This window comes from Methylobacterium sp. C1 (genome assembly GCF_001854385.1).
Taxonomy (GTDB): domain Bacteria; phylum Pseudomonadota; class Alphaproteobacteria; order Rhizobiales; family Beijerinckiaceae; genus Methylobacterium; species Methylobacterium radiotolerans.
Genome location: NZ_CP017640.1, coordinates 5,938,196 through 5,958,127 on the forward strand (window position 1 = coordinate 5,938,196; position 19,932 = coordinate 5,958,127).

16 protein-coding genes and 1 pseudogene are annotated in these 19,932 nt (G+C 69.7%); 10 read left to right on the forward strand and 7 right to left on the reverse strand.

Going from position 1 to position 19,932, the window contains the following annotated elements; translation table 11 throughout:
- Nucleotides 1-78: 78 nt before the first annotated feature.
- Nucleotides 79-438 (forward strand): hypothetical protein, encoded by a 360-nt coding sequence (locus BKE41_RS27355; protein WP_043074910.1) that lies wholly within the window; start codon nt 79-81, stop codon nt 436-438.
- Between the two features lie 21 nt (nt 439-459).
- On the opposite strand, the gene BKE41_RS27360 is transcribed toward BKE41_RS27355, so the two are convergent.
- A complete protein-coding gene (locus tag BKE41_RS27360; protein ID WP_071000426.1) occupies nt 460-798 on the reverse strand; it encodes a DUF3140 domain-containing protein in 339 nt (112 codons plus the stop codon).
- 188 nt (nt 799-986) lie between these two features.
- Here BKE41_RS27360 and prfB point away from each other — a divergent pair.
- Nucleotides 987-2,115 (forward strand): peptide chain release factor 2 gene (prfB, locus tag BKE41_RS27365; protein WP_106427873.1). Its coding sequence is split into 2 segments (ribosomal slippage): nt 987-1,055 and nt 1,057-2,115, totalling 1,128 coding nucleotides; the frame shifts between segments, so codons are not numbered across the junction.
- Nucleotides 2,116-2,301: 186 nt separating this feature from the next.
- Here prfB and ggt read toward each other — a convergent pair.
- The 6 genes from ggt to BKE41_RS27395 all read right to left on the reverse strand — a co-directional run bounded on the left by ggt (nt 2,302) and on the right by BKE41_RS27395 (nt 9,396).
- Nucleotides 2,302-3,903 (reverse strand): gamma-glutamyltransferase, encoded by a 1,602-nt coding sequence (ggt, locus tag BKE41_RS27370; RefSeq protein ID WP_059408845.1) that lies wholly within the window; start codon nt 3,901-3,903, stop codon nt 2,302-2,304.
- Nucleotides 3,904-4,105: 202 nt separating this feature from the next.
- Nucleotides 4,106-5,029, reverse strand: a complete 924-nt coding sequence (locus BKE41_RS27375; RefSeq protein WP_043074913.1) for an ATP-binding cassette domain-containing protein — start codon at nt 5,027-5,029, stop codon at nt 4,106-4,108.
- On the reverse strand, nt 5,026-6,042 hold the full coding sequence (locus BKE41_RS27380; protein ID WP_071000427.1) for an ABC transporter ATP-binding protein: 1,017 nt from the start codon (nt 6,040-6,042) through the stop codon (nt 5,026-5,028). Before BKE41_RS27380 ends, BKE41_RS27375 begins: the two co-directional genes overlap by 4 nt.
- The gene (locus BKE41_RS27385) at nt 6,039-6,968 is read right to left on the reverse strand and encodes an ABC transporter permease (RefSeq protein WP_071000428.1); all 930 of its coding nucleotides are present in this window, start codon (nt 6,966-6,968) and stop codon (nt 6,039-6,041) included. Before BKE41_RS27385 ends, BKE41_RS27380 begins: the two co-directional genes overlap by 4 nt.
- Nucleotides 6,965-7,909, reverse strand: a complete 945-nt coding sequence (locus BKE41_RS27390; RefSeq protein WP_012321987.1) for an ABC transporter permease — start codon at nt 7,907-7,909, stop codon at nt 6,965-6,967. The genes BKE41_RS27385 and BKE41_RS27390 overlap by 4 nt, the downstream gene beginning before the upstream one ends.
- Nucleotides 7,909-9,396 (reverse strand): ABC transporter substrate-binding protein, encoded by a 1,488-nt coding sequence (locus BKE41_RS27395; protein WP_063111952.1) that lies wholly within the window; start codon nt 9,394-9,396, stop codon nt 7,909-7,911. The genes BKE41_RS27390 and BKE41_RS27395 overlap by 1 nt, the downstream gene beginning before the upstream one ends.
- 403 nt (nt 9,397-9,799) lie before the next feature.
- Here BKE41_RS27395 and BKE41_RS27400 point away from each other — a divergent pair, with 403 nt between their 5' ends.
- The 8 genes and pseudogenes from BKE41_RS27400 (at nt 9,800) to BKE41_RS27435 (ending at nt 19,919) form a co-directional block, all read left to right on the forward strand.
- Nucleotides 9,800-10,339, forward strand: coding sequence for a PilZ domain-containing protein (locus BKE41_RS27400; RefSeq protein WP_012321989.1), 540 nt, complete (start codon nt 9,800-9,802; stop codon nt 10,337-10,339).
- A gap of 106 nt (nt 10,340-10,445) precedes the next feature.
- On the forward strand, nt 10,446-11,054 hold the full coding sequence (locus tag BKE41_RS27405; protein ID WP_024828304.1) for a HupE/UreJ family protein: 609 nt from the start codon (nt 10,446-10,448) through the stop codon (nt 11,052-11,054).
- Between the two features lie 107 nt (nt 11,055-11,161).
- Complete coding sequence (locus BKE41_RS27410) at nt 11,162-11,440, forward strand: LysR family transcriptional regulator (RefSeq protein WP_024828303.1); 279 nt, start codon at nt 11,162-11,164, stop codon at nt 11,438-11,440.
- A 124-nt stretch (nt 11,441-11,564) separates the two neighbouring features.
- Nucleotides 11,565-12,254 (forward strand): hypothetical protein, encoded by a 690-nt coding sequence (locus BKE41_RS27415; RefSeq protein ID WP_024828302.1) that lies wholly within the window; start codon nt 11,565-11,567, stop codon nt 12,252-12,254.
- 434 nt (nt 12,255-12,688) lie between these two features.
- Nucleotides 12,689-14,335: pseudogene (locus BKE41_RS27420) on the forward strand (porin).
- Nucleotides 14,336-15,300: 965 nt separating this feature from the next.
- Complete coding sequence (locus tag BKE41_RS27425; protein WP_071000429.1) at nt 15,301-16,896, forward strand: porin; 1,596 nt, start codon at nt 15,301-15,303, stop codon at nt 16,894-16,896.
- A gap of 308 nt (nt 16,897-17,204) precedes the next feature.
- Nucleotides 17,205-18,587, forward strand: a complete 1,383-nt coding sequence (locus BKE41_RS27430) for a 2-hydroxycarboxylate transporter family protein (protein ID WP_024828299.1) — start codon at nt 17,205-17,207, stop codon at nt 18,585-18,587.
- Between the two features lie 24 nt (nt 18,588-18,611).
- Entirely contained in the window at nt 18,612-19,919 is a 1,308-nt protein-coding gene (locus BKE41_RS27435) for an MFS transporter (protein ID WP_024828298.1), read from the forward strand.
- Nucleotides 19,920-19,932: the final 13 nt, after the last annotated feature.

Here is a 19,932-nt window from a genome sequence, read left to right on the forward strand (position 1 = left end):
TCCGACGGACAAGCCGCCCGCGATCAGCTAGACTGTAGGCCGGATGCCGGCTCGTCCGGCCCCCTGACGGAGCATCGCGTGAGCACCAAGACCCTGATCGCCGCCGGACTCCTCGCCCTCCTTGCGGGGCAGGGCGCCTCGGCCTCGGACGCCGCCTACCCGGCGGCGCCCTTCCAACCTCGCGCCTTCGTGTTCACCGCCCCGAACGGCCCGACCGTCCTGGAGACCGACGGCTGCTGCCAGGTCGTCGTACCGCCGGGCCGGCCCGACCTCGCCCAGCCGGCGGTCCCGGTGGCCGAGGTGATGAACGGCGGCGGCTTCGGCTACACCGGGTTCGATTACTACAACGACCAGATCACCGAGGGCCGGTTCGGCGCGCGCAAGCGGCCGCGGGAGTACGTGATCGCCCCGTCCTACATCGTGCCGCCGCGGTACTGAGCCGCCGGGCGCTCCGGGGCCTCAATCCTTGTGCGGATCGTGGCCCCAGTTCATCAGCGACATCCGCCAGGGTGAGTCCGGATCCTTCCGGGCCGCGCCGCCCTGCTTGAGGTGGCGGTGGACGTAGCCCACGACCTTGCGCATGGCAGTGTAGTCGTCGTCGGTCAGATCCGCTTTCTTCTTGTCCTTGATGGCCAGGATGCGCCGGCCCATCTCGTGGCCGGTCGATTCATTGCCGTCCTTCTTCTGGCCGACCTCCTTGCTGGCGTCGCTGTCGAGGTGCTTCTTCAGCGCGGCCGGCGTCATGTTGACGGCCTCGTTGAAGTCCTTCCACGTCGCCGCGTGATCGTCATCCGCCATCTACAAGCCTCCTTCGTCCGTGCCCGACAACGCGCCCGGCGCGGACCGGCTCGCGCGCATCCCTGCGGTCGGGCGCCGCACGGGGGGAGGGTTGGACGGCTTGGCGGCGTTTACAGGTCGGTCCCCGGGGGCTATCACCCCCGCCCGACACCAAACCCCTTCCCCGCACCCCATCCCCGAAAAACCAGATGCGCGCCGAGATCGAGCAAGCCTCGGATGCCGCCAAGCAGTCTATAGGGCTGCTGAGGAGGCATCTTTGACTGGGACACAGTCGATAAACGCCTCGCGGAGCTGAACGCAGCCTCCGAGGACCCCGACCTCTGGAACGATGCCGAGGCCGCCCAGAAGGTCATGCGCGAGCGCCAGCAGCTCGACGAGGCCGTCACGGCGATCAAGAAGCTCGAGCGCGACCTCGAGGACGGCGCCACGCTGATCGAACTCGGCGAGATGGAGGGTGACGAATCCTCGATCCGAGAGGGCGAGGCGGCGATCCTGGCCGTCGAGAAGGAGGCCGCGAGCCGGCAGGTCGAGACCCTACTGTCCGGCGAGGCCGACGGCTTCGACACCTATCTCGAAGTGCATGCGGGCGCCGGCGGCACCGAGAGCCAGGACTGGGCCAACATGCTCCAGCGCATGTACGCCCGCTGGGCCGAACGCCGGAAGTACAAGGTCGAGGTCGTCGAGATGACCGACGGCGAGGAGGCCGGGATCAAGGGCGCCACGCTCCTGATCAAGGGCCACAACGCCTACGGGTGGCTCAAGACCGAGTCCGGCGTGCACCGGCTGGTGCGGATCTCGCCCTACGATTCCAGCGCGCGGCGGCACACCAGCTTCGCCAGCGTCTGGGTCTACCCGGTGATCGACGACCGGATCGAGATCGAGATCAAGGAATCCGACTGCCGGATCGACACCTACCGGTCGTCCGGCGCCGGCGGCCAGCACGTCAACACCACCGACTCGGCGGTGCGCATCACCCACAATCCCACCGGGATCGTGGTGGCATGTCAGCAGGAGCGTTCGCAGCACAAGAACCGGGCGACCGCCTGGAACATGCTGCGCGCCCGCCTGTACGAGCTGGAGCTGAAGAAGCGCGAGGAGAAGGCCAACGCCGAGGCCGCCGCCAAGACGGATATCGGCTGGGGCCACCAGATCCGGTCCTACGTGCTGCAGCCGTACCAGCTGGTGAAGGACCTGCGCACCGGCACCCAGTCCACCGATCCGGACGAGGTGCTCGACGGCGACCTCGACCCGTTCATGGAGGCCTCGCTGGCCCAGCGGGTCTACGGCGGCGGCGAGGCGGTCGAGGATATCGACTGATCGGCGGTCTCGATCCGCAACGCCGTCATCACGAGCGGAGCGAAGTGGCCCAGGGCAGCACGCGATCGCTCAGCGTGGCGCCACCCGGGATCGCTTCGCTCCGCTCGCAAAGACGATGTGCTGACAAGGCTCGCCGTTGCCCGCACCGAAGGATGAGCGCCGGAGGCGCCCATCCTCACACACGCATCAATACCCCAGCGCCGCCCCATCCTTGCGCGGGTCCGAGCCCGCCGCCAGCGTGCCGGCCTTCCGGTCGATCCAGATGATCTGGCCGCCGCCGAGCGGCAGCGGCGCGCGGATCGCCGGGTGGCCGCGCTCCTTGAGCCCCGCCATCACCGCATCGGGGATCCCGCCTTCCACCTCCAGGCTGCCGCCGTAGGCGAAGCTGCGCGGCGCATCGAGGGCCTCCTGCACGTCGAGGCCCCGGTCGAGCAGGCCGGAGAGCAGCTCGACATGGCCCATGGCCTGGTAGTGGCCGCCCATGACGCCGAACGGCGCGACGGCCTGCCCGTCCTTCATCAGCATGCCCGGGATGATCGTGTGCATCGGCCGCTTGCCCGGCCCGACGCTGTTCGGGTGGCCGCCCTCCGTGCGGAACGATAGGCCGCGGTTGTGCAGCAGCACGCCGCTCTCGGGTGCCAGGATGCCGGAGCCGAAGCCCTGGAAGATCGAGTTGATCAGCGACAGCGCGTTGCCGTCCCGGTCGACCACGCAGAGATAGACCGTGTCCTTGTGGGCGCGGCCCTCGGCCATCTCGCGGGCGATCTCGGGATAGATCTCGGGCTCCCGGGCCCGGCCCATGTCGATCGCCCCGTGGGCGGCGGCTTTCCAGGCGTCGGAGAGCAGGTGCTCGATCGGCACGTTGGCGAGGGCGGCGTCGCCGAACAGGACGTCGCGGTGATGGTAGCCCTGCTTGCACACCTCGGCGAAGAGGTGGAGCCGGTCGAGGTCCGAGAGGGCGCCGACGTCGTAGTGCGAGAGCACGTTGAGCATCATCAGCGCCGCCAGCCCCTGGCCGGCGGGCGGGCACTCGTAGACGTCGTAGCCGCGGTAGCGGGTCGAGACCGGCGTGACGATGTCGGGCCTGGCGGCCGCGAAGTCGTCCAGGGTGTGCAGGCCGCCGAGGGCGTTCAGCCGGCTCACCATGTCCTCGGCGACGGGGCCCGTGTAGAAGGCGCGCGCACCCGCCTCGGCGATCGCCCGGAGCGTCGCGGCGAGCTTCGGCAGACGGACGACGCTGCCGATCGCCGGCGGTCTCCCGCCGGGCAGGTAGGTCTCGGCGGCGTGCGGGTCCGCGGCGACGCGCTCGGCGCCGCGCAGCCAGTCCCAGCCCACCCGCTGCTGGACGACGAACCCGTCCTCCGCGTAGCGGATCGCCGGCTGGAGCAGCTCGCCGAGGGAGCGGGTGCCGTGCTCGCGCACCAGCAGGTCCCAGGCCGCGACCGCGCCCGGCACCGTCACGGCGTGCGGCGAGGTCGGCGTGATCCCGACGCCGTGCTCGGCGTACCATTCGGGCGTGGCGGCGGCCGGCGCCCGGCCCGAGCCGTCGAGGGCGATCGGCTTGCTGGCGCCGGCGGGGGCGTAGAGGGCGAAGCAGTCGCCGCCGATGCCGGTCATCAGCGGATCGACCACGCATTGCACGGCCACCGCCGCGATGCCGGCATCGACGGCGTTGCCGCCCGCGCGCAGCACCTCGACGGCGGCGAGCGTCGACAGCGGGTGCGAGGTCGCGACGGCGGCGTTGGCGGCGTAGACCGGGGAGCGGCCGGGGGCGGAGAAGTCTCTCACGGGATGTCCTGCTGTGATGACCGCCTCAGGGAGACGGGATGGCTTGATCCAAGACGCGACCTCATCCTGAGGTGTAGGAGCGCAGCGGAGGCCTCGGAGGAGGGCCCCAGGGATCCCAAGGCCGGCCTGAGCTATCCCGCGAGGCTCGCTGCGCTCGCACCTCAGGATGAGGGAGGAGGGCGGGAAAGAGAATGTAAGCCTGTCACGCGTGCTGCCCCGCGGGCAGCGCCACCCAGTGCCCCGGCGCCACCTCGGTGAGCGGCCCATCCGGCGGCTGGTCGTGGCCGGCGAGGTCCCGCGCGGCGAGGCGGGCGCGCTCCTCGGCCGGGTGCGGGACCGGCACGGCGGCGAGCAGGCGGCGCGTGTAGGGATGGCGCGGATCCTCGTAGAGGGCATCGGCCTCGGCGAGTTCGACGATCCGCCCGCGCCAGAGCACCGCCACCCGGTGGCAGAGGTAGCGCACCATCCGCAGGTCGTGGGAGATGAACAGGTAGGAGAGGCCCATCTCGTCCTGCAGATCCTGAAGCAGGTTCACCACCTGCGCCTGGATCGAGACGTCGAGCGCCGCGATCGGCTCGTCGGCGACGATGAAGCTGGGTTTCAGGGCGATCGCCCGGGCGATGCAGATGCGCTGCCGCTGGCCGCCCGAGAACTGGTGCGGGTAGCGCCCCATGAAGCGCGGATCGAGTCCGACCCGCTGGAACAGGGCCGCTACGGCCTCCCGCCGCTCCGGACCCCGCATATCCCGCCGGTGCAGCTTGAAGGCCTCCGCGACGTACTCCCCGGCGCTCATCCGCGGGTTTAGGGCCGCGTAGGGGTCCTGGAACACGGTCTGGATGCGCGCGCGCATCCTCCGCATCGCCCCCGCCGAGAGCTTGGCGAGGTCGGTGCCCTCGAAGGCGATCGTGCCCGAGGTCGGCGGGTTGAGCATGGTCACGGCCCGGCCGATGGTCGACTTGCCGGACCCGGATTCGCCGACGAGGCCGAGGGTCTCTCCGGGGCGGATGTCGAAGCTGACCCCCTCGACGGCGCGGAACACCGAGGCCTTGCCGCCCCACCACGAGCGGAGGGGATAGTGCTTGGACAGGTCGCGCACCGAGACGACCGGGTAATCCTGCCCGCTCATCGTGCGGCCTCCCGGCTCAGGAGCTTCGGCAGGTCGTACCAGGCGGCGACGAGGTGGCCCGGAGCGGCACCGGGCGCCTGCGCCAGGGACGGCATCTCGGCCCGGCAGCGGGGCGTGGCGAAGGCGTTGCGCGGCGCGAAGGGATCGCCCGGCGGCGGGTGGCGCATGTCCGGCGGCGCGCCCTCGATCTGGTGCAGGCGCCGCCGCCCGGCCCGGCCGCCGGACAGGTCCGGCAGGGAGCGCAGCAGCCCCAGCGTGTAGGCGTTGCGCGGATCCGAGAAGATGTCGTCGACCGGGCCGCGTTCCAGGATCCGGCCGGCATACATCACCTGCACGGTGTCGCTGATGCCGGCCACCACGCCGAGATCGTGGGTGATCCAGATGATCGCCATGCCGAGCTCGCGCTTCAGCTCCTGCACCAGGGCGACGATCTCGGCCTGGACGGTGACGTCGAGGGCGGTGGTCGCCTCGTCGGCGATGAGCAGCTTCGGGCGGCAGCTGAGACCGATGGCGATCATGACCCGCTGGCGCTGGCCGCCGGAGAATTCGTGCGGGTACTGATCGAGGCGGGAACCCGCATTCGGGATGCGCACGAGGTCGAGCAGCTCCTTCGCCCGGGCACGGGCCGCGCGGGCGTCGAGGCCCAGATGGATGCGCAGGGGCTCGACGATCTGCGCCGCCACGGTCATGCCGGGGTTGAGCGAGCTCATCGGGTCCTGGAAGACGAAGCCAATCGCGCCGCCGCGGATCTTTCGGAGTTCCCGCTCCTTCAGGGCGAGGAGGTCGCGGCCCTCGAACAGCACCTGCCCGCCGGTGATGCGGCCGGGCGGGCGCGGGATCAGGCCCAGCATGGCGAGCACGTGCACGCTCTTGCCGGAGCCCGACTCGCCGACGATCCCCAGCGTCTCGCCCTCGTGCAGGGTGTAGGACACGCCGTTGACCGCGTGGACCGCGCCGCCGTCGGTGTCGAAGGCGACCGCGAGGTCGCGGACGTCGAGGAGGGGCTTGGTCATGTGCGCTGCCTCGGGTCGAGGGCGTCCCGCAATCCGTCGCCGAACAGGTTGAAGGCGAGCACCGCCAGGAAGATCGACAGGCCCGGCCAGATCGCCATCCAGGGCGCCTCGTCCATGAAGTTCTTGGCGGTGTTGAGCATCGCGCCCCAGGACGGTTCCGGCGGCTGCTGGCCGAGGCCCAGGAACGACAGGCTCGCCTCCGCGATGATCGCGGCCGCGATGGTGAGGGTCGCCTGGACGAGGATCGCCGGGACGATGTTGGGCAGGATGTGGACCCGAGCGATCCGCCAGGGCGGGTTGCCCATGGCGCGGGCCGCCTCCACGAACTCCTCCGCCGCCACGGCGCGCACCTGCGCCCGGGTCAGCCGGATGAAGGTCGAGGTCGCCGACAGGCCGATGGCGATCATCGCGTTGACGAGGCTCGGGCCCAGGAAGGCGGCCAGCGCGATCGCCAGGATCAGGAACGGGATCGCCAGGAGCGCGTCGGTGAGCCGGGAGATCGCGCCGTCGATCCAGCCGCCCGCGTAGCCGGCGAGCAGGCCGAGGGGCAGGCCGAGGGAGACGGCCAGCGCCACCGAGACGAGGCCGGCGCCGAGCGAGGCCCGGGCGCCGAAGATGATCCGCGAGAGCACGTCGCGCCCGACCTCGTCGCCGCCGAACGGGTGCGCGAGGCTCGGCGCGCCGCGGACATTGCCCCAGTCGGTGGCGGTGGGGTCGTAGGGGGCGATCCAGGGCGCGAACGCCGCCATCAGCACCAGCAGGCCGACGATGATGAGGCCCGCGACCGCGCTCCGGCGCGCGCGCAGGCGCCGCCAGAAGGCCGCGCGGGTGCCGGGTTCCTGAAGGATGGCGGGGGCGGGGGTACCGGACGGGGCGGACTCCAGGCCGACCGCCTCGGCGCGGGCGATCTCGCTGCCGGTGCTCATGCCCGCCTCAGCTTCGGATTGACGGCGGCCGAGAGCAGGTCGGCGGCGAGGTTCAGGGCGATGTAGGTGGCCGCCGTGCAGATCACGACGCCCTGCACGGTGGCGAAGTCCCGGTTGAAGACGGCATCGACCATCAGCTTGCCGAAGCCCGGCACGGAGAACACTTGCTCGGTGAGCACCGCCCCGGACAGGAGCTGACCGAACTCCAGCGCGCCGAGGGTGATGATCGGGATCGCGGCGTTGGGCAGCGCGTGCCGGAGGGTAACGCGCAGGGGCGAGACGCCCTTGGCGCGGGCCGTGCGGACGTAGTCGGAGCCCAGCACGCCCAGCATCGCCGCGCGGGTGTGGCGCATCATCACCGCCGCGATGGCGTTGCCGAGCACGAAGGCCGGCATCACCATGGCGGCGAGGTTGTCCGACAGGCTCTCGAAGGGCGAGACGTAGCCGGAGGCCGGCAGCCAGCCGAGCTCGACCGAGAACAGCAGGATCAGCAGGATCCCGAGCCAGAAATTGGGCACCGACAGCCCCCAGAGGGCCACGCCGTTGGCGATCGTGTCGGCGGCCTGACCGCGCCTGACCGCCGAGAGCACGCCCATGGGCACGCCGATGGCGAGCGCCACCAGCATGGCGAGGCAGGCGAGTTCCAGCGTCACCGGCAGCTTCTCGACGATCAGCTCCGAGACCGGCTTCTGCAGCCGGATCGACTCGCCGAGATCGCCCCGCAGCACGCCGCCGGCCCAGTACGCGTAGCGCACCGGCAGGGGCTCATCGAGGTGGTACTTCTCGCGGATGAAGGCGATCACCTGCGGGTCGCGCTCCTCGCCGGTGAGCGCGGTGGCGACGTCGCCCGGCAGCAATTGCTGCAGGGCGAAGATGATCATCGAGGCGAGGATCAGGGTCGGGACCGCCAGGGCGAGGCGACGCGCCAGGAACCGCAGCATCAGTTCAGCTTCAGCCCGGTGAAGCGCACCAGCCCGTCCGGGTAGGGCACGAAGCCCGTGATCTTCTGGCTGTAGGCCCAGAGCAGCTTGCGGTGCAGAATGTAGATGCCCGGCCGGTCCTTCAGGACCTGATCGGCCAGGGCCTTCCAGGCGGCCTTGCGCTTGGCCGGATCGACGGTGCCGCGCTCGGCCTGGAGCGCCGCGTCGGCCTCGGGGCTGCAGTACTTGGGATAGTTCAGCGCCGCCTTGCAGGCCAGGAAGCTGAACGTGTTGCCGTCCGGGTCCGAGCGGCCGCTCCAGGAATAGAGCTGCGCCTCGTAATTGCCCTTGTCGGCGGCATCGAGCGCGGTGGTGAAGTCCACGGCCTGGATCTTCACGTCGAAGCCCGCCTCCTTGGTCATGGCCTGGATCACCTGGCCCACCTGCGGCGACTCGCTGTTGGCGTAGACGGTCAGGGTGATCTGCGGGTTCGGCTTGCCGGCTTCGGCCAGCAGCGCCTTGGCCTTGGCGACGTCCCGCTTCGGGATCGGGTACTCGGCGACGTAGTTCGGGTTCTTCGGGTTGACCCACTGGTTCCCGGCCAGGAACTCGCCGTTGTAGACGACCTGGTTGATGGCGTTGCGGTCGATGGCCGCCTCGAAGGCGGCGCGCACCTTCGGGTCGGAGACCGGCGAGCCGGCCTTGTTGGGGTTGAACAGGATCTCCTGGAAGCCGAGCTCGGTGGTCGAGTCGAGCTTCAGCTTGGCGTCGCGCTTCACCTGCGCCACGTCGGTGGGGGCGAGCCGTTCAAGCAGGTCGAGCTGCCCGGCGCGCAGGTTGGTGAGCCGCACGGTGGCGTCGGGGATCGGCCGGAACTCGACCCGCTGGATGTGGATCGCGTCCTTGTTCCAGTAGTCGGGAAAGCGCTCGACCACGATCCGGTCCTGCGGCACCCGCTCCACGAACTTGTACGGTCCGGCGCAGACCGGCGCGGTGGCGAACTTGTCGCCGAGCCGTTCGGCGGCCTTGGGCGAGACCATCATGCCGGCCCGGTCGGTGAACTGCGCCAGCAGCGGCGCGAAGGGCTGCTTCAGGTTGATCCGGAAGGTCAGGTCGTCGACGACGTCCACCGAGTCGATCGGCGCGATCTCCGAGCGGCGCTGCGAGCCCGGCATCTTCATGTGCCGCTCGATCGAGAACTTGGCCGCCGCGGCGTCGAGCTTCTCGCCGTCGTGGAACAGGACACCCGGGCGCAGGTGCATGGTCAGCGCCTTCTCGTCGGGCGACAGCTCCCAGGAGGTGGCGAGCTGCGGCACCGGCTTCAGATCGGGCCCGATATCCACGAGCTTGTCGCAGAGCGCCGCGAACACCATCCGGCTCGCGAAGGTCCGGGCGAGCGTCGGGTCGAGGGCGTCCGGATCCTCCATCATGCCGTAGCGCAGGGTCTGCGCGGCGGCGGGGCCGGCGAGGACGAACCCGGCGAGGAGACAAGCGGCGAGACGCAACATGAGACCGGTCCGGATGGCGGCGGGAGGAGCGGTGCGGATCGGCCGCGTCCGTTCCAGGAGCGACCGGCAGTGTTGCGCGGCCGTGTGGCATGCACAATCCCAAGGCAGCATCCGTGCCATAGGGTCAAGATGCATCTTGTATTCAGTTGGTGGCGCGATCGCACCGCCGCGGTCGGCGGCCCTCGGAGCGCGACGTTCGCGCACCCCGCGCCGAGCGCCGAGGTGGGACGGAAAGGTTGGTTCCGCGCCGTGCGGCCCGGCATCGGGAACGCGGCCCGCCGGAGATCGGGATCAGGCCAATTTTACGGTTTGCCTGAACAGCCCGGAAAAATCTCGGGCCCCAGAAGGTCACCGATGTCTTCTTCATGATGATACGGGTGCGATGGTTCGGCGGCACATCGTCATGTTGCCTGCTCTGTGCTGGAACCAGCGGCGTCGCGATTTCTACGCCGTGACCGCCGACGTCTCGACCGAGGGTATCCGGTTCCGATCCTCCTCGCTCCTGGCGCCGGGTGAGGATCTCACCTGCAGCATCCGCCATATCGGGACGCTCGAGGCCCGCATCGCCCGCGTGGCCGGCCAGGAATTCATCGTCTGTGTCCGGGGCGGGCGCGCGATCCTCACCGATCTCGCCCGGCAGTTCGTGACGCTGGCGCGCGCCCAGGATCTGCAGCCCGAGCCGGTCCGGGCTCACCGGCGAATCGTACCGAGGCAGAAGATCGTCCAGGTCACGACCGCGACGGGCGAGGCCTTCCAGGGCCACGTCCTCAATGTCTCGGCCTCCGGCGTCGCCCTGCTCGTCGACCACGAGCTGGAGATCGGAGCGATGATCCGCGTCGGGCGAAAGACCGCCACGGTGATGCGCCACTTCACCCACGGCGTCGGGGCCGCCTTCTCGGAGCCGTTCGCCCCATCCGCGGTCCACGAGGCGATGTCGCTCTGAGGCCCCGGCTCGCGGCGCCGCCGCGCGGCCGCATCATCGTTCGCCGGCCCCTCGCAGCGGCGGCGGAAGGGCGCTACATCTTCGCGGGTCCAGCGAAGGATCCTCGATGAAGCGCCTGCTCTCCTCCCGACCCGCCGCATCCCTGGCGCTCCTGCCGGCGGCACTCATCCTGCTGCCCCAGGCGGCGCTCGCCCACCCGGGCCACGGCGCCGCGACGGGCGCGGAGGCGGGCTTCCTCCATCCGCTTCTGGGCGCCGACCACGTGCTCGCGATGGTCGCGGTCGGCCTCCTCGCCAGCCTGCGCGGCGGGCGGGCGCTCTGGGCGCTGCCCCTGTCGTTCCTGGCGCTGATGAGCGTGGGGGCGGGCCTGGGCCTGGCCGGCGTGGTGCTGCCGCATGTCGAGATCGCGATCGCGCTGTCCATCGTCGTGTTCGGTCTCGCCGCCGTCGTCGGCCTCCGCGCGCCGGTCGCCCTGCTGGCCGCTCTGGTCGGCGTCTTCGCGGTGTTCCACGGCTACGCCCACGGGGCCGAGATGCCGGAGACCGCTTCCGGCCTCTCCTTCGGCCTCGGTTTCCTCGCGGCCACCGCGCTCCTGCACGCCGCGGGGATCGGCGTCGGCGTCGCGGCGTCGCGGATCGGAGCGACGCGGGCCGCCCCGGCCCTCGGCGCCGGCCTCGCCGCGGCCGGCCTCGCGCTGCTGGCGCTCCCCGCCTGAGCGCCTCACCCGGCCCGCTCCGGAGCCCCGCCCCGGCCGCGGGCGAGGCGCCCCGGCTCAGCATCCGCATCGATCTCGGACCGGGACACCGCCTCGGTCCCGGCAAGGTGCGGCTTCTCGAGATGATCGCCGAGCACGGCTCCATCGCCGGCGCGGGCCGCGCGCTCGGCATGTCGTACCGCCGGGCGTGGCTGCTGGTGGAGGCGATGAACACCGGCTTCGGCCGGCCCGTGGTCGAGGCGCAGACCGGCGGCCGGGCCGGCGGGGGCGCGCGCCTCTCCGCCCTGGGCGCCGACGTGGTGCGCCGGTACCGCGCTGTGGAGGCGGCCGCGGAGGCGGCGGCCGCGCCGTTCCTGAGTCGCCTGGGAGAGGCCGGGGACGCGTAACCGGGCCGGGCGCGGGCGCGAAACCCGGGTGCGATGTCACAGGCCCTCCAGGGCTGTCGTCACGCGATCCCGCCCCACGTCCCGCCGGTCGCGACGATCCCGGCAGCGAGAAGAGATAATACCCATGGCAAAACTCACGACGCTCGCACTGATGGGCTTGCTGGCCGTCACCACCGCTGCGCAGGCGGCGCCGAAGGTCGAGCGCCTGCGCGGCACCGTCGAGGCGGTCGCGGGCGGCGGCTTCACGCTGAAGACGATCGACGGCGCGTCGGAAACCGTGGGGCTCGCCCCCGACGCGAAGGTCTCCTGGGTCGTTCCGTCGAGCCTCGACGCGATCAAGGACGGCGTCTTCATCGGCACCGCCACGAAGGGCGAGCCGCCGGTGGCCCTGGAGGTGGTGCTGTTTCCCGAGGCGATGCGCGGCACCGGCGAGGGACACTACGACTGGGACATGATCCCCGACCGCACCGCGGGCGGCGCGCCGGTGAAGAGCGCCATGACCAACGGGACGGTGAAGACGGACATGCGCTCGACCGCGCCGGACGCGCCCCGCGTGAAGAGTGCGATGACCAACGGGACGGTGAAGGCGAGCGGCGGCGGGGCGGAGCGGACCCTCACGGTCGATTACGGCCAGGGCCAGTCCCTGCAGATCCTGGTGCCGCCGCAGGCGCCGGTCGTCAGCTTCGAGCCCGCCAGCGCCTCGGCCGTGACGCCCGGCGCCAAGGTCTTCGTGATCGCCGCGCGCGGGGATGACGGGCGCATCACCGCCCGGCGCGTCGCCGTCGGCAAGGATGGACTGACGCCGCCCATGTGAGTCGGTCCATGGTGAGGCCGCCGCCCGACACATCCACGAGCGGCGGCCTTCCGGTGCCGCCGCGCCGGCGAATCGCCTGAGACGGCGAGAGCCCGCCCGGACCCGGATCGGGTCCGGGCGGGCCGCTGCCCGTCGGAGCGGCAGGTCAGCCGCTCAGGACAGCATTCGTGCACATTCGGCGAACCATTGCCGACTAAAGCACCCCGAGAATGTTGCCAGGCCGCAACATCGCGCTGGAACTGCCGAGGCGGCCGCGAATCCTCGTTGCTCGCAGAAACCCGTTCGCACATGGTGATCGTGCACGGGGGCATCGCCAAGCGAGAGCCCGCAGGAGCCTGCCACTTAAGACGCGGGCCAAACCTACAGAACGTGCGGCTAGACCCGGATAACCGGGCACGTCCGCATCATTGGGTCTCGAAGCTTTGGAGATGTCTATGAAGCTCTTGAAGAGCTCATTGCTCGGGTCTGCTGCTGCGTTCGCGGCGGTGGGTGCTGCTCATGCCGCCGACCTGCCGGTCAAGAAGGCGGTCCCGATCGAGTACGTCCGCGTCTGCGGCGCCTACGGCGCAGGCTTCTTCTACATTCCCGGCACCGACACCTGCCTGCGTCTCTCCGGCCGCGCCCGGTTCGAGGGCGGCTACATGACCAGCTACTCGCGTCAGGGCAGCAACGGCGACACGTCGGGCTACCAGGGCCGGATGCGCATCAACCTCGATGCCCGCACCCAGACCGCCTACGGCACGCTGCGCGCCTTCGTCCGCCTCGATGCCGGCTCACGCACGGGCTACTCCGGCGTCGGCACCTCCGGCACCCAGCAGCGTATCGGCCAGGCCTTCCCGGGCCTCGGCATCGATCAGTTCGGCCGCGCCCAGCAGTTCGTGAACGTCGACAAGGCGTTCATCCAGTTCGCCGGCATGACCGCCGGTCGCGCCTCGTCGTTCTTCGACTTCTACGCCCACGACTTCGAGTTCGCCGGCGCCACGCTCGGCTCCGACATCGCCTCGACCAACCTGCTCGCCTACACGGCCACGCTCGGCAACGGCCTGTCCGCGACGATCTCGGCCGAAGATCCGGTCTTCCGCCGCAGCGTGATCTTCTCGCAGACGAACAACCCGGGCGGCGTGACGGTCAACGCCAACATCGCGAACTTCGCACAGTCCCAGTCGCCGGCCGAGGTGTTCATCGGCTACACCAACGGCGTGCCGACCCGGTACAGCTTCGTCGACGTGATCCAGCGCTCGCGCATGCCCGACTTCGTCGGCGCCCTGCGCCTCGACCAGGCCTGGGGCTCCGCTCAGGTCTCGGCCGCCGTCCACGAGCTGAACGTCGGCAACGTGGCGAACGGCGCCGGCACCGGCACCGGCTCGAACGTCAGCATCCCGCACACCAGCAACTCGTACGGCTGGGCGGTGCAGGGCGGCCTGAAGATCAACACGCCGTTCATCGCGCCGGGCGACGCCCTCTACCTGCAGGGCGCCTACGGCTCCGGTGCGCAGATGTACACCGGCTACTGCGCCTTCAGCGGCTGCTACTCGCAGAACCCGGCCACCATCCAGGGCCAGAAGTTCGCGCAGTACATGAACGACGCGACGCTCAACCCGTTCACGGGGCAGCTGGAGTAGTCCACGAGCTTCACCGCGACGGCCTCGTACCTCCACTACTGGTCGCCGGAGTGGCGCTCGGCCTTCTTCGGGTCGTACGGTGAGATGAGCTACAGCAGCGGTGCCCGTCTTGCCCAAGGCGCGGCCTTCGCGCTCGCCAACCCGACCGGTAACTCCTTCGGCGTGAACGGCGTCGGCGTGCCGGGCACCCGGTTCTTCCAGCTCAGCGAGGCGCTGCGCGACACCTACCAGTTCGTGGCGGGCGGCAGCATCATCTGGTCGCCGGTGAAGGACCTCGATATCGGTGTCGAGGGCTTCTACACCCAGATCGGCGTGAAGAACGGCCGCGTGATCGACCGCGACAAGAGCCCGACGGCCTACGCGAACGTCGCCGGCATCAACAACGGCACCTTCGTGCCGCGGACCACGACGGCGGACAGCGTCTCCACCTTCCGCTTCCGCGTCCAGCGCGACTTCTAAGCCACTCCACCGGCGCCGGGGCTTCGGCCTCCGCGCCGGTCCCCGTGCTTCAGAAACCTCAAGGCTCGGCTTCGGCCGGGCCTTTTTCGTTGTGTCGGGCCGCTCCCGGCCCGTGAGGCGGTCTGCCCGCGGACGAGGTCGCCGACGCGATCCGGCGCGACCGCCGCCGCGCCGTCGTGGCGTCGCGCGGAGCGGTGACCGGGCGCGGGTCCGCTGACGGAACCGCCGTTCCCGGGCGGGCACAGTCCGGCGTCCCGCCGGGCGACTCGCTGCGCGTGCCCCGGTCGATGACCTGCCGGTGAGGAGCGCCGGCGCTGCTCCGCGCCGCGCGCGGGCAGCTGACGCTGCGCGGCCTCGTTTGACCGGTTCCACTGTCCGAGCGTGCTCCGCTTCTATCCAGCCGAAACGGTGCCGCCGCGTCGTGCGGCGCACGCCATCCGACGGACAATCCGGTCTTCAGGCCGACGAGCCGGACAAGCGCGGCACGCGCTTCGAATCGATTGCCGGCGGCCGCAGGTCCGCTGCGGGACGCCGAGCCGGTTTCGACCGCGGCCGCGATGACTCACTGGCCGGATGCGGCCCGCGCGACAGCCCTGACCCGCCTTCCGGACCGGCGCCCGTCGATTGGTGGGGATCGCGCGAGAGAACTTGAAATAACACTATCTGACCTGCGCCTTTAATCTTCGGGTCGGCTGATAAAATCAGTAATGATCGATCTTTCTTGTATTATTTTGGCGCGTCTTGTTGCGATCGTACAACATTATCTTGGAAGATCGGAGAAAAGATCGAATCTTTGTTGCGCGTACGACGGCCGATGCACAGTGTATCCCGGCAAATGGGCCACAGAACCGTCGTAGCAAGCTAGAACTACCCATAAGTCCGTGAGATAATCACAGATTATACTTGGAATTTCCGGTCTTGCTCATCCGTTTGCGAGATTTGAGCTTCAAAATCCGGAGACGTCGATGCCGTTACTGAGATCATCGCTGTTGGGGTCTGCTGCCGCGTTCGCGGCCGTGGGCGCTGCACACGCCGCCGACTTGCCGATCAGGAAGGGTGTGCCGGTCGAGTACGTCCGCGTCTGCGGCGCGTACGGCGCAGGCTTCTTCTACATTCCCGGCACCGATACCTGCCTTCGCATCTCCGGCCGTGCCCGGTTCGAGGGCGGATACATGACAGCGTCGACGCGGCAGGCCGGAACGAACGCCGGTGACAGTGCGGGCTATCAGGGCCGTCTGCGCATCAACCTCGATGCCCGCACGCAGACCGCCTACGGCACGCTGCGCGCCTTCGTTCGCCTCGATGCCGGGTCCCGCACCGGGTACGCGCGCTCGGGGACCCAGGCCCGCATCGGGCAGGCCTACGACGCCACGGGCGTCGACGAGGCCGGGCACGCGCAGCAATTCATGAATGTGGACAAGGCGTTCATCCAGTTCGCCGGCCTCACGGCCGGTCGCGCGTCGTCCTTCTTCGACTTCTACGCCCACGACTTCGAGATCTACGGCGCGACCTCCGGCTCGGATGTCTCCTCCACCAACCTTCTCGCCTACACGGTGTCGGCCGGCTACGGCCTGTCGGCGACGCTGTCGGTCGAGGACCCGGTCTTCCGGCGCAGCCCGATCTACGCGCCGGCCGGCACCGCGTCGCCGGCGAGCCCGGTCTTCGTCGGCTACTTCGGAGGTGCCCCGATCGGGGTCGGCAGCATCGACAGCGTCCAGCGCGAGCGGTTGCCCGACGTCGTCGGCGTCCTGCGCGTCGATCAGGGTTGGGGCTCGGCGCAGCTCTCCGCCGCGGTGCACGAGCTGAACGTGGGCAACATCGCGGCGACGCCCGCGCCGGGCGCCAATGTCAGCGTCGCGCACACCAAGAGCGTCGAGGGCTGGGCCGTGCAGGGCGGCCTGAAGATCAACGCACCCTTCGTCGCGCTGGGGGATGCCCTCTATCTCCAGGGCGCCTACGCCGACGGGGCGCAGATGTACACGGGGTACTGCGCCTTCACCGGCTGCTACACGCAGCTCAACAACGGCTTCCATGGCCAGAAGATCTACCAGAGCTTCTCGGACGCGACGGTCAACCCGTTCACCGGCCAGCTGCAGACATCGCAATCCTTCTCGGCGGTCGCGTCGTTCCTGCATTACTGGACGCCGGAATGGCGCTCGGCGGTCTTCGGCTCCTACGGAGAGCAGGATTTCTCCCGCAATGCCCGCCTCGCCCAGGGCGCGCTCTACAACGTCCTGAACTTCAACGGCGCCGCCAATTTCGGCTCCAACGCGGTCGGCGCGCCCGGAACGCGCTTCTACCAGTTGAGCCAAGCTCTGCGCGACACCTACCAGTTCGTCGCAGGCGGCAGCATCATCTGGTCGCCCATGCGCGATCTCGATATCGGCGTCGAGGCCTTCTACACCCAGATCGGCGTGAAGCACGGACGCGCCATCGACTCCGATAAGAGCCCCACCGCCTACGCCAACGTCGCCGGCATCAACAACGGCACCTTCGTCCCGCGCACCGTGACGCAGGACTCGGTCTCGCAGGTCCGCTTCCGCGTCCAGCGCGACTTCTGATCGACGATCCCGGCGGCGGGGCCTCGGTCCCGTCGCCTGTCCCCGCGCGATGCCGTCATGGCCCGGTCGACGCCGGGCCATCTCCGTGCCCGGTGACCACGACGGAGCCGGGGTCTTAATCCCGGCCGACGGGACAGGTCGCGTCCTTTGTTCCCTGGATCGCGTTGCCGCCCCTTATCCGCGCTGCTACGCCGGAGATCACTCAATCCGCCGCCAATCGTGCGGGACTCGACGAATCGCGGTTCAGGCCGCGGTCGCGAGGGCGCGGCGAAACGGCCCGCAAGCGGTCAGAGATCCGGGGGGACGCCATGACCAGCACCGCATCACCGAGCCCGATCCCCTCGCCGGCAGAGGGGCGGGTGGAGAACGGGCGCGCGGCCCGGTTCTGGCCGGACGTTTGGTGGCGCCTGATCGACTTTAAGATCGGCATCATACCGCTCCCGATCTTCGTCATTCTGGCGATCCTCCTCACCGTCCTGGTTCAGGAGGGCGAGATCAAGCCCGACGGGCCGACCATGATCGCCGTGCTGGTGATGGGCGGCTTCACCTGCGCGGAGATCGGCAAGCGGATCCCCATCTTGAAGAACATCGGTGCCGGCGCGATCTTCGCGACCTTCATCCCGTCGGCGCTGGTCTACTACGCGCTGGTGCCGCCGCAGATGGTGAAGGCGATCACCGATTTCACCAAGTTCACCAACTTCCTCTACATCTACATCGCCACGATCATCGTCGGCTCGATCCTCGGCATGGACCGCGAGGTCCTGATCAAGGGCTTCCTCAAGATCTTCGCGCCGCTCGCCCTCGGCTCGGTGGCGGCGGCCCTGGTCGGCACGCTGGTCGGCACGCTGCTCGGCCTCGGCCCCTACAAGACGTTCTTCTTCATCGTCGTGCCGATCATGGCCGGCGGCGTCGGGGAGGGGGCGATTCCGCTCTCCATCGGCTACGCGGCGATCCTCGGCCTGCAGCAGGGCGTGGTCTTCGCCCAGGTGCTGCCGCCGGTGATGCTGGGCTCCCTGACCGCGATCATCCTGTCGGGAGCCCTGAACTCCGTCGGCAAGCGCTACCCGCACCTCACCGGCGAGGGCCGTCTCCAGCCCGATTCCGACGGCATCAAGTCGAGCGACGCCCAGGCCAGGGCCGAGGCCGCCAAGGGCCAGATCGACCCCGCGACGATCGGCGCGGCCGGGCTCACGGCGATCACCCTCTACCTGCTCGGTGTCATGGCCCATCACCTCGTCGGCCTGCCGGCGCCGGTGGCGATGCTGTTCCTCGCCGTTCTGGCGAAGCTCGCCAGCGCGGTGTCGCCCCACCTCCAGGCCGGCGGCTTCGTCGTCTACAAGTTCGTGCAGGTCTCGATGACCTACCCGCTGCTCTTCGCCATCGGCGTGGCGCTCACCCCCTGGCACGAGCTGATGGCCGCCTTCACCCTGGTCAATCTGATCACGATCGTGTCGACCGTCGTGACGCTGATGGCAGTCGGCTTCTTCGTCGGCCGCTGGCTCGGGATGTACCCGATCGAGACCGCCATCGTGAACGCCTGTCACAGCGGTCAGGGCGGCACCGGCGACGTGGCGATCCTCACGGCGGCGAACCGCATGGCGCTGATGCCCTTCGCGCAGATCGCCACCCGCATCGGCGGCGCGCTGACCGTGACCGGCACGATCGTCGCCATGAAGTGGATCGGTGCCTGATGGGCACCCGGAAAGGACGTCGTCATGGCCGGTGATCCCGGGGCCGTCGGGGCCACGCTCCAGTCGAGGATCGGCGCGATCCTCCGCTCGACGAGCGGCAACTTCCTGGAGATGTTCGACTTCTTTCTGTTCGGGTTCTACGCCACCTACATCGCGCGGGCGTTCTTCCCCTCGGGCAACGAGACCACCGAGCTGCTCCTAACCTTCGGCACGTTCTGGCTCGGGGCGCTGATGCGGCCGCTCGGGGCGATCGTGCTGGGCGCCTATATCGACCGGATCGGTCGCCGGAAGGGCCTGATCATCACGCTCGCCATCATGGCGAGCGGCACGGTGCTCATCGCCTTCTGCCCGAGCTACGACACGATCGGCGTCGCGGCCCCGCTGATCGTCCTCGCCGGGCGCCTGCTGCAGGGCTTCTCGGCGGGCGTCGAGATCGGCGGCGTCTCGATCTACCTGTTCGAGATCGCCACGCCCGGTCGGCGCGGCTTCTACACGTCGTTCCAGTCGGCGAGCCAGCAGGTGGCGATCATGTTCGCCGCCCTGATCGGCTACGGGCTGAACGCCTTCCTGACCAAGCAGCAGATCGGCGATTTCGGCTGGCGCATCCCGTTCCTGATCGGCTGCCTGATCGTGCCGTTCATCTTCTTCATCCGGCGCTCGCTCCAGGAGACGCAGGACTTCGCCAAGCGGACCCACCATCCGAGCACCCGCGAGATCCTGACCACGGTGGCGGCCAACTGGCGGATCGTCCTGCTCGGCATGATGCTGACCACGATGACGACGGTGACCTTCTACATGATCACCGTCTACACCCCGACCTTCGGCAGGAACGTCCTCAAGCTCACCGAGACCGACAGCCTGATCGTCACGCTGTTCGTGGCGATCACGAACTTCATCTGGCTGCCCGTGGGCGGGGCCCTGTCGGACGCCGTCGGCCGGAAGCCGGTGCTGCTGACGATCTCGACCCTGTCGCTGCTGACGACCTACCCGGCCCTGCACTGGCTCGTGGCCGACCCGACCTTCGGCAAGATGCTCGCCGTCGAGCTGTGGTTCTCGTTCTTCTTCGGCGTCTACAACGGCGCGATGGTGGTCTCCCTCTCCGAGGTGGTGCCGCCGCACGTCCGCGCGAGCGGCTTCTCGCTGGCCTACAGCCTCGCCACCGCGCTGTTCGGCACGGCCACGCCGATGGTCTCGACCTTCCTGATCGAGAAGACCGGCGACCGGGCGGCGCCGAGCTACTGGCTGATGGCGGCGGCCGCCTGCGGCATCGTCGCGACGCTCGCCCTGTTCCGGGGCCGGGCGGGACTGGAGCGCGTGCCCGCCCACGCCTGAGGGCCGGGGCCGC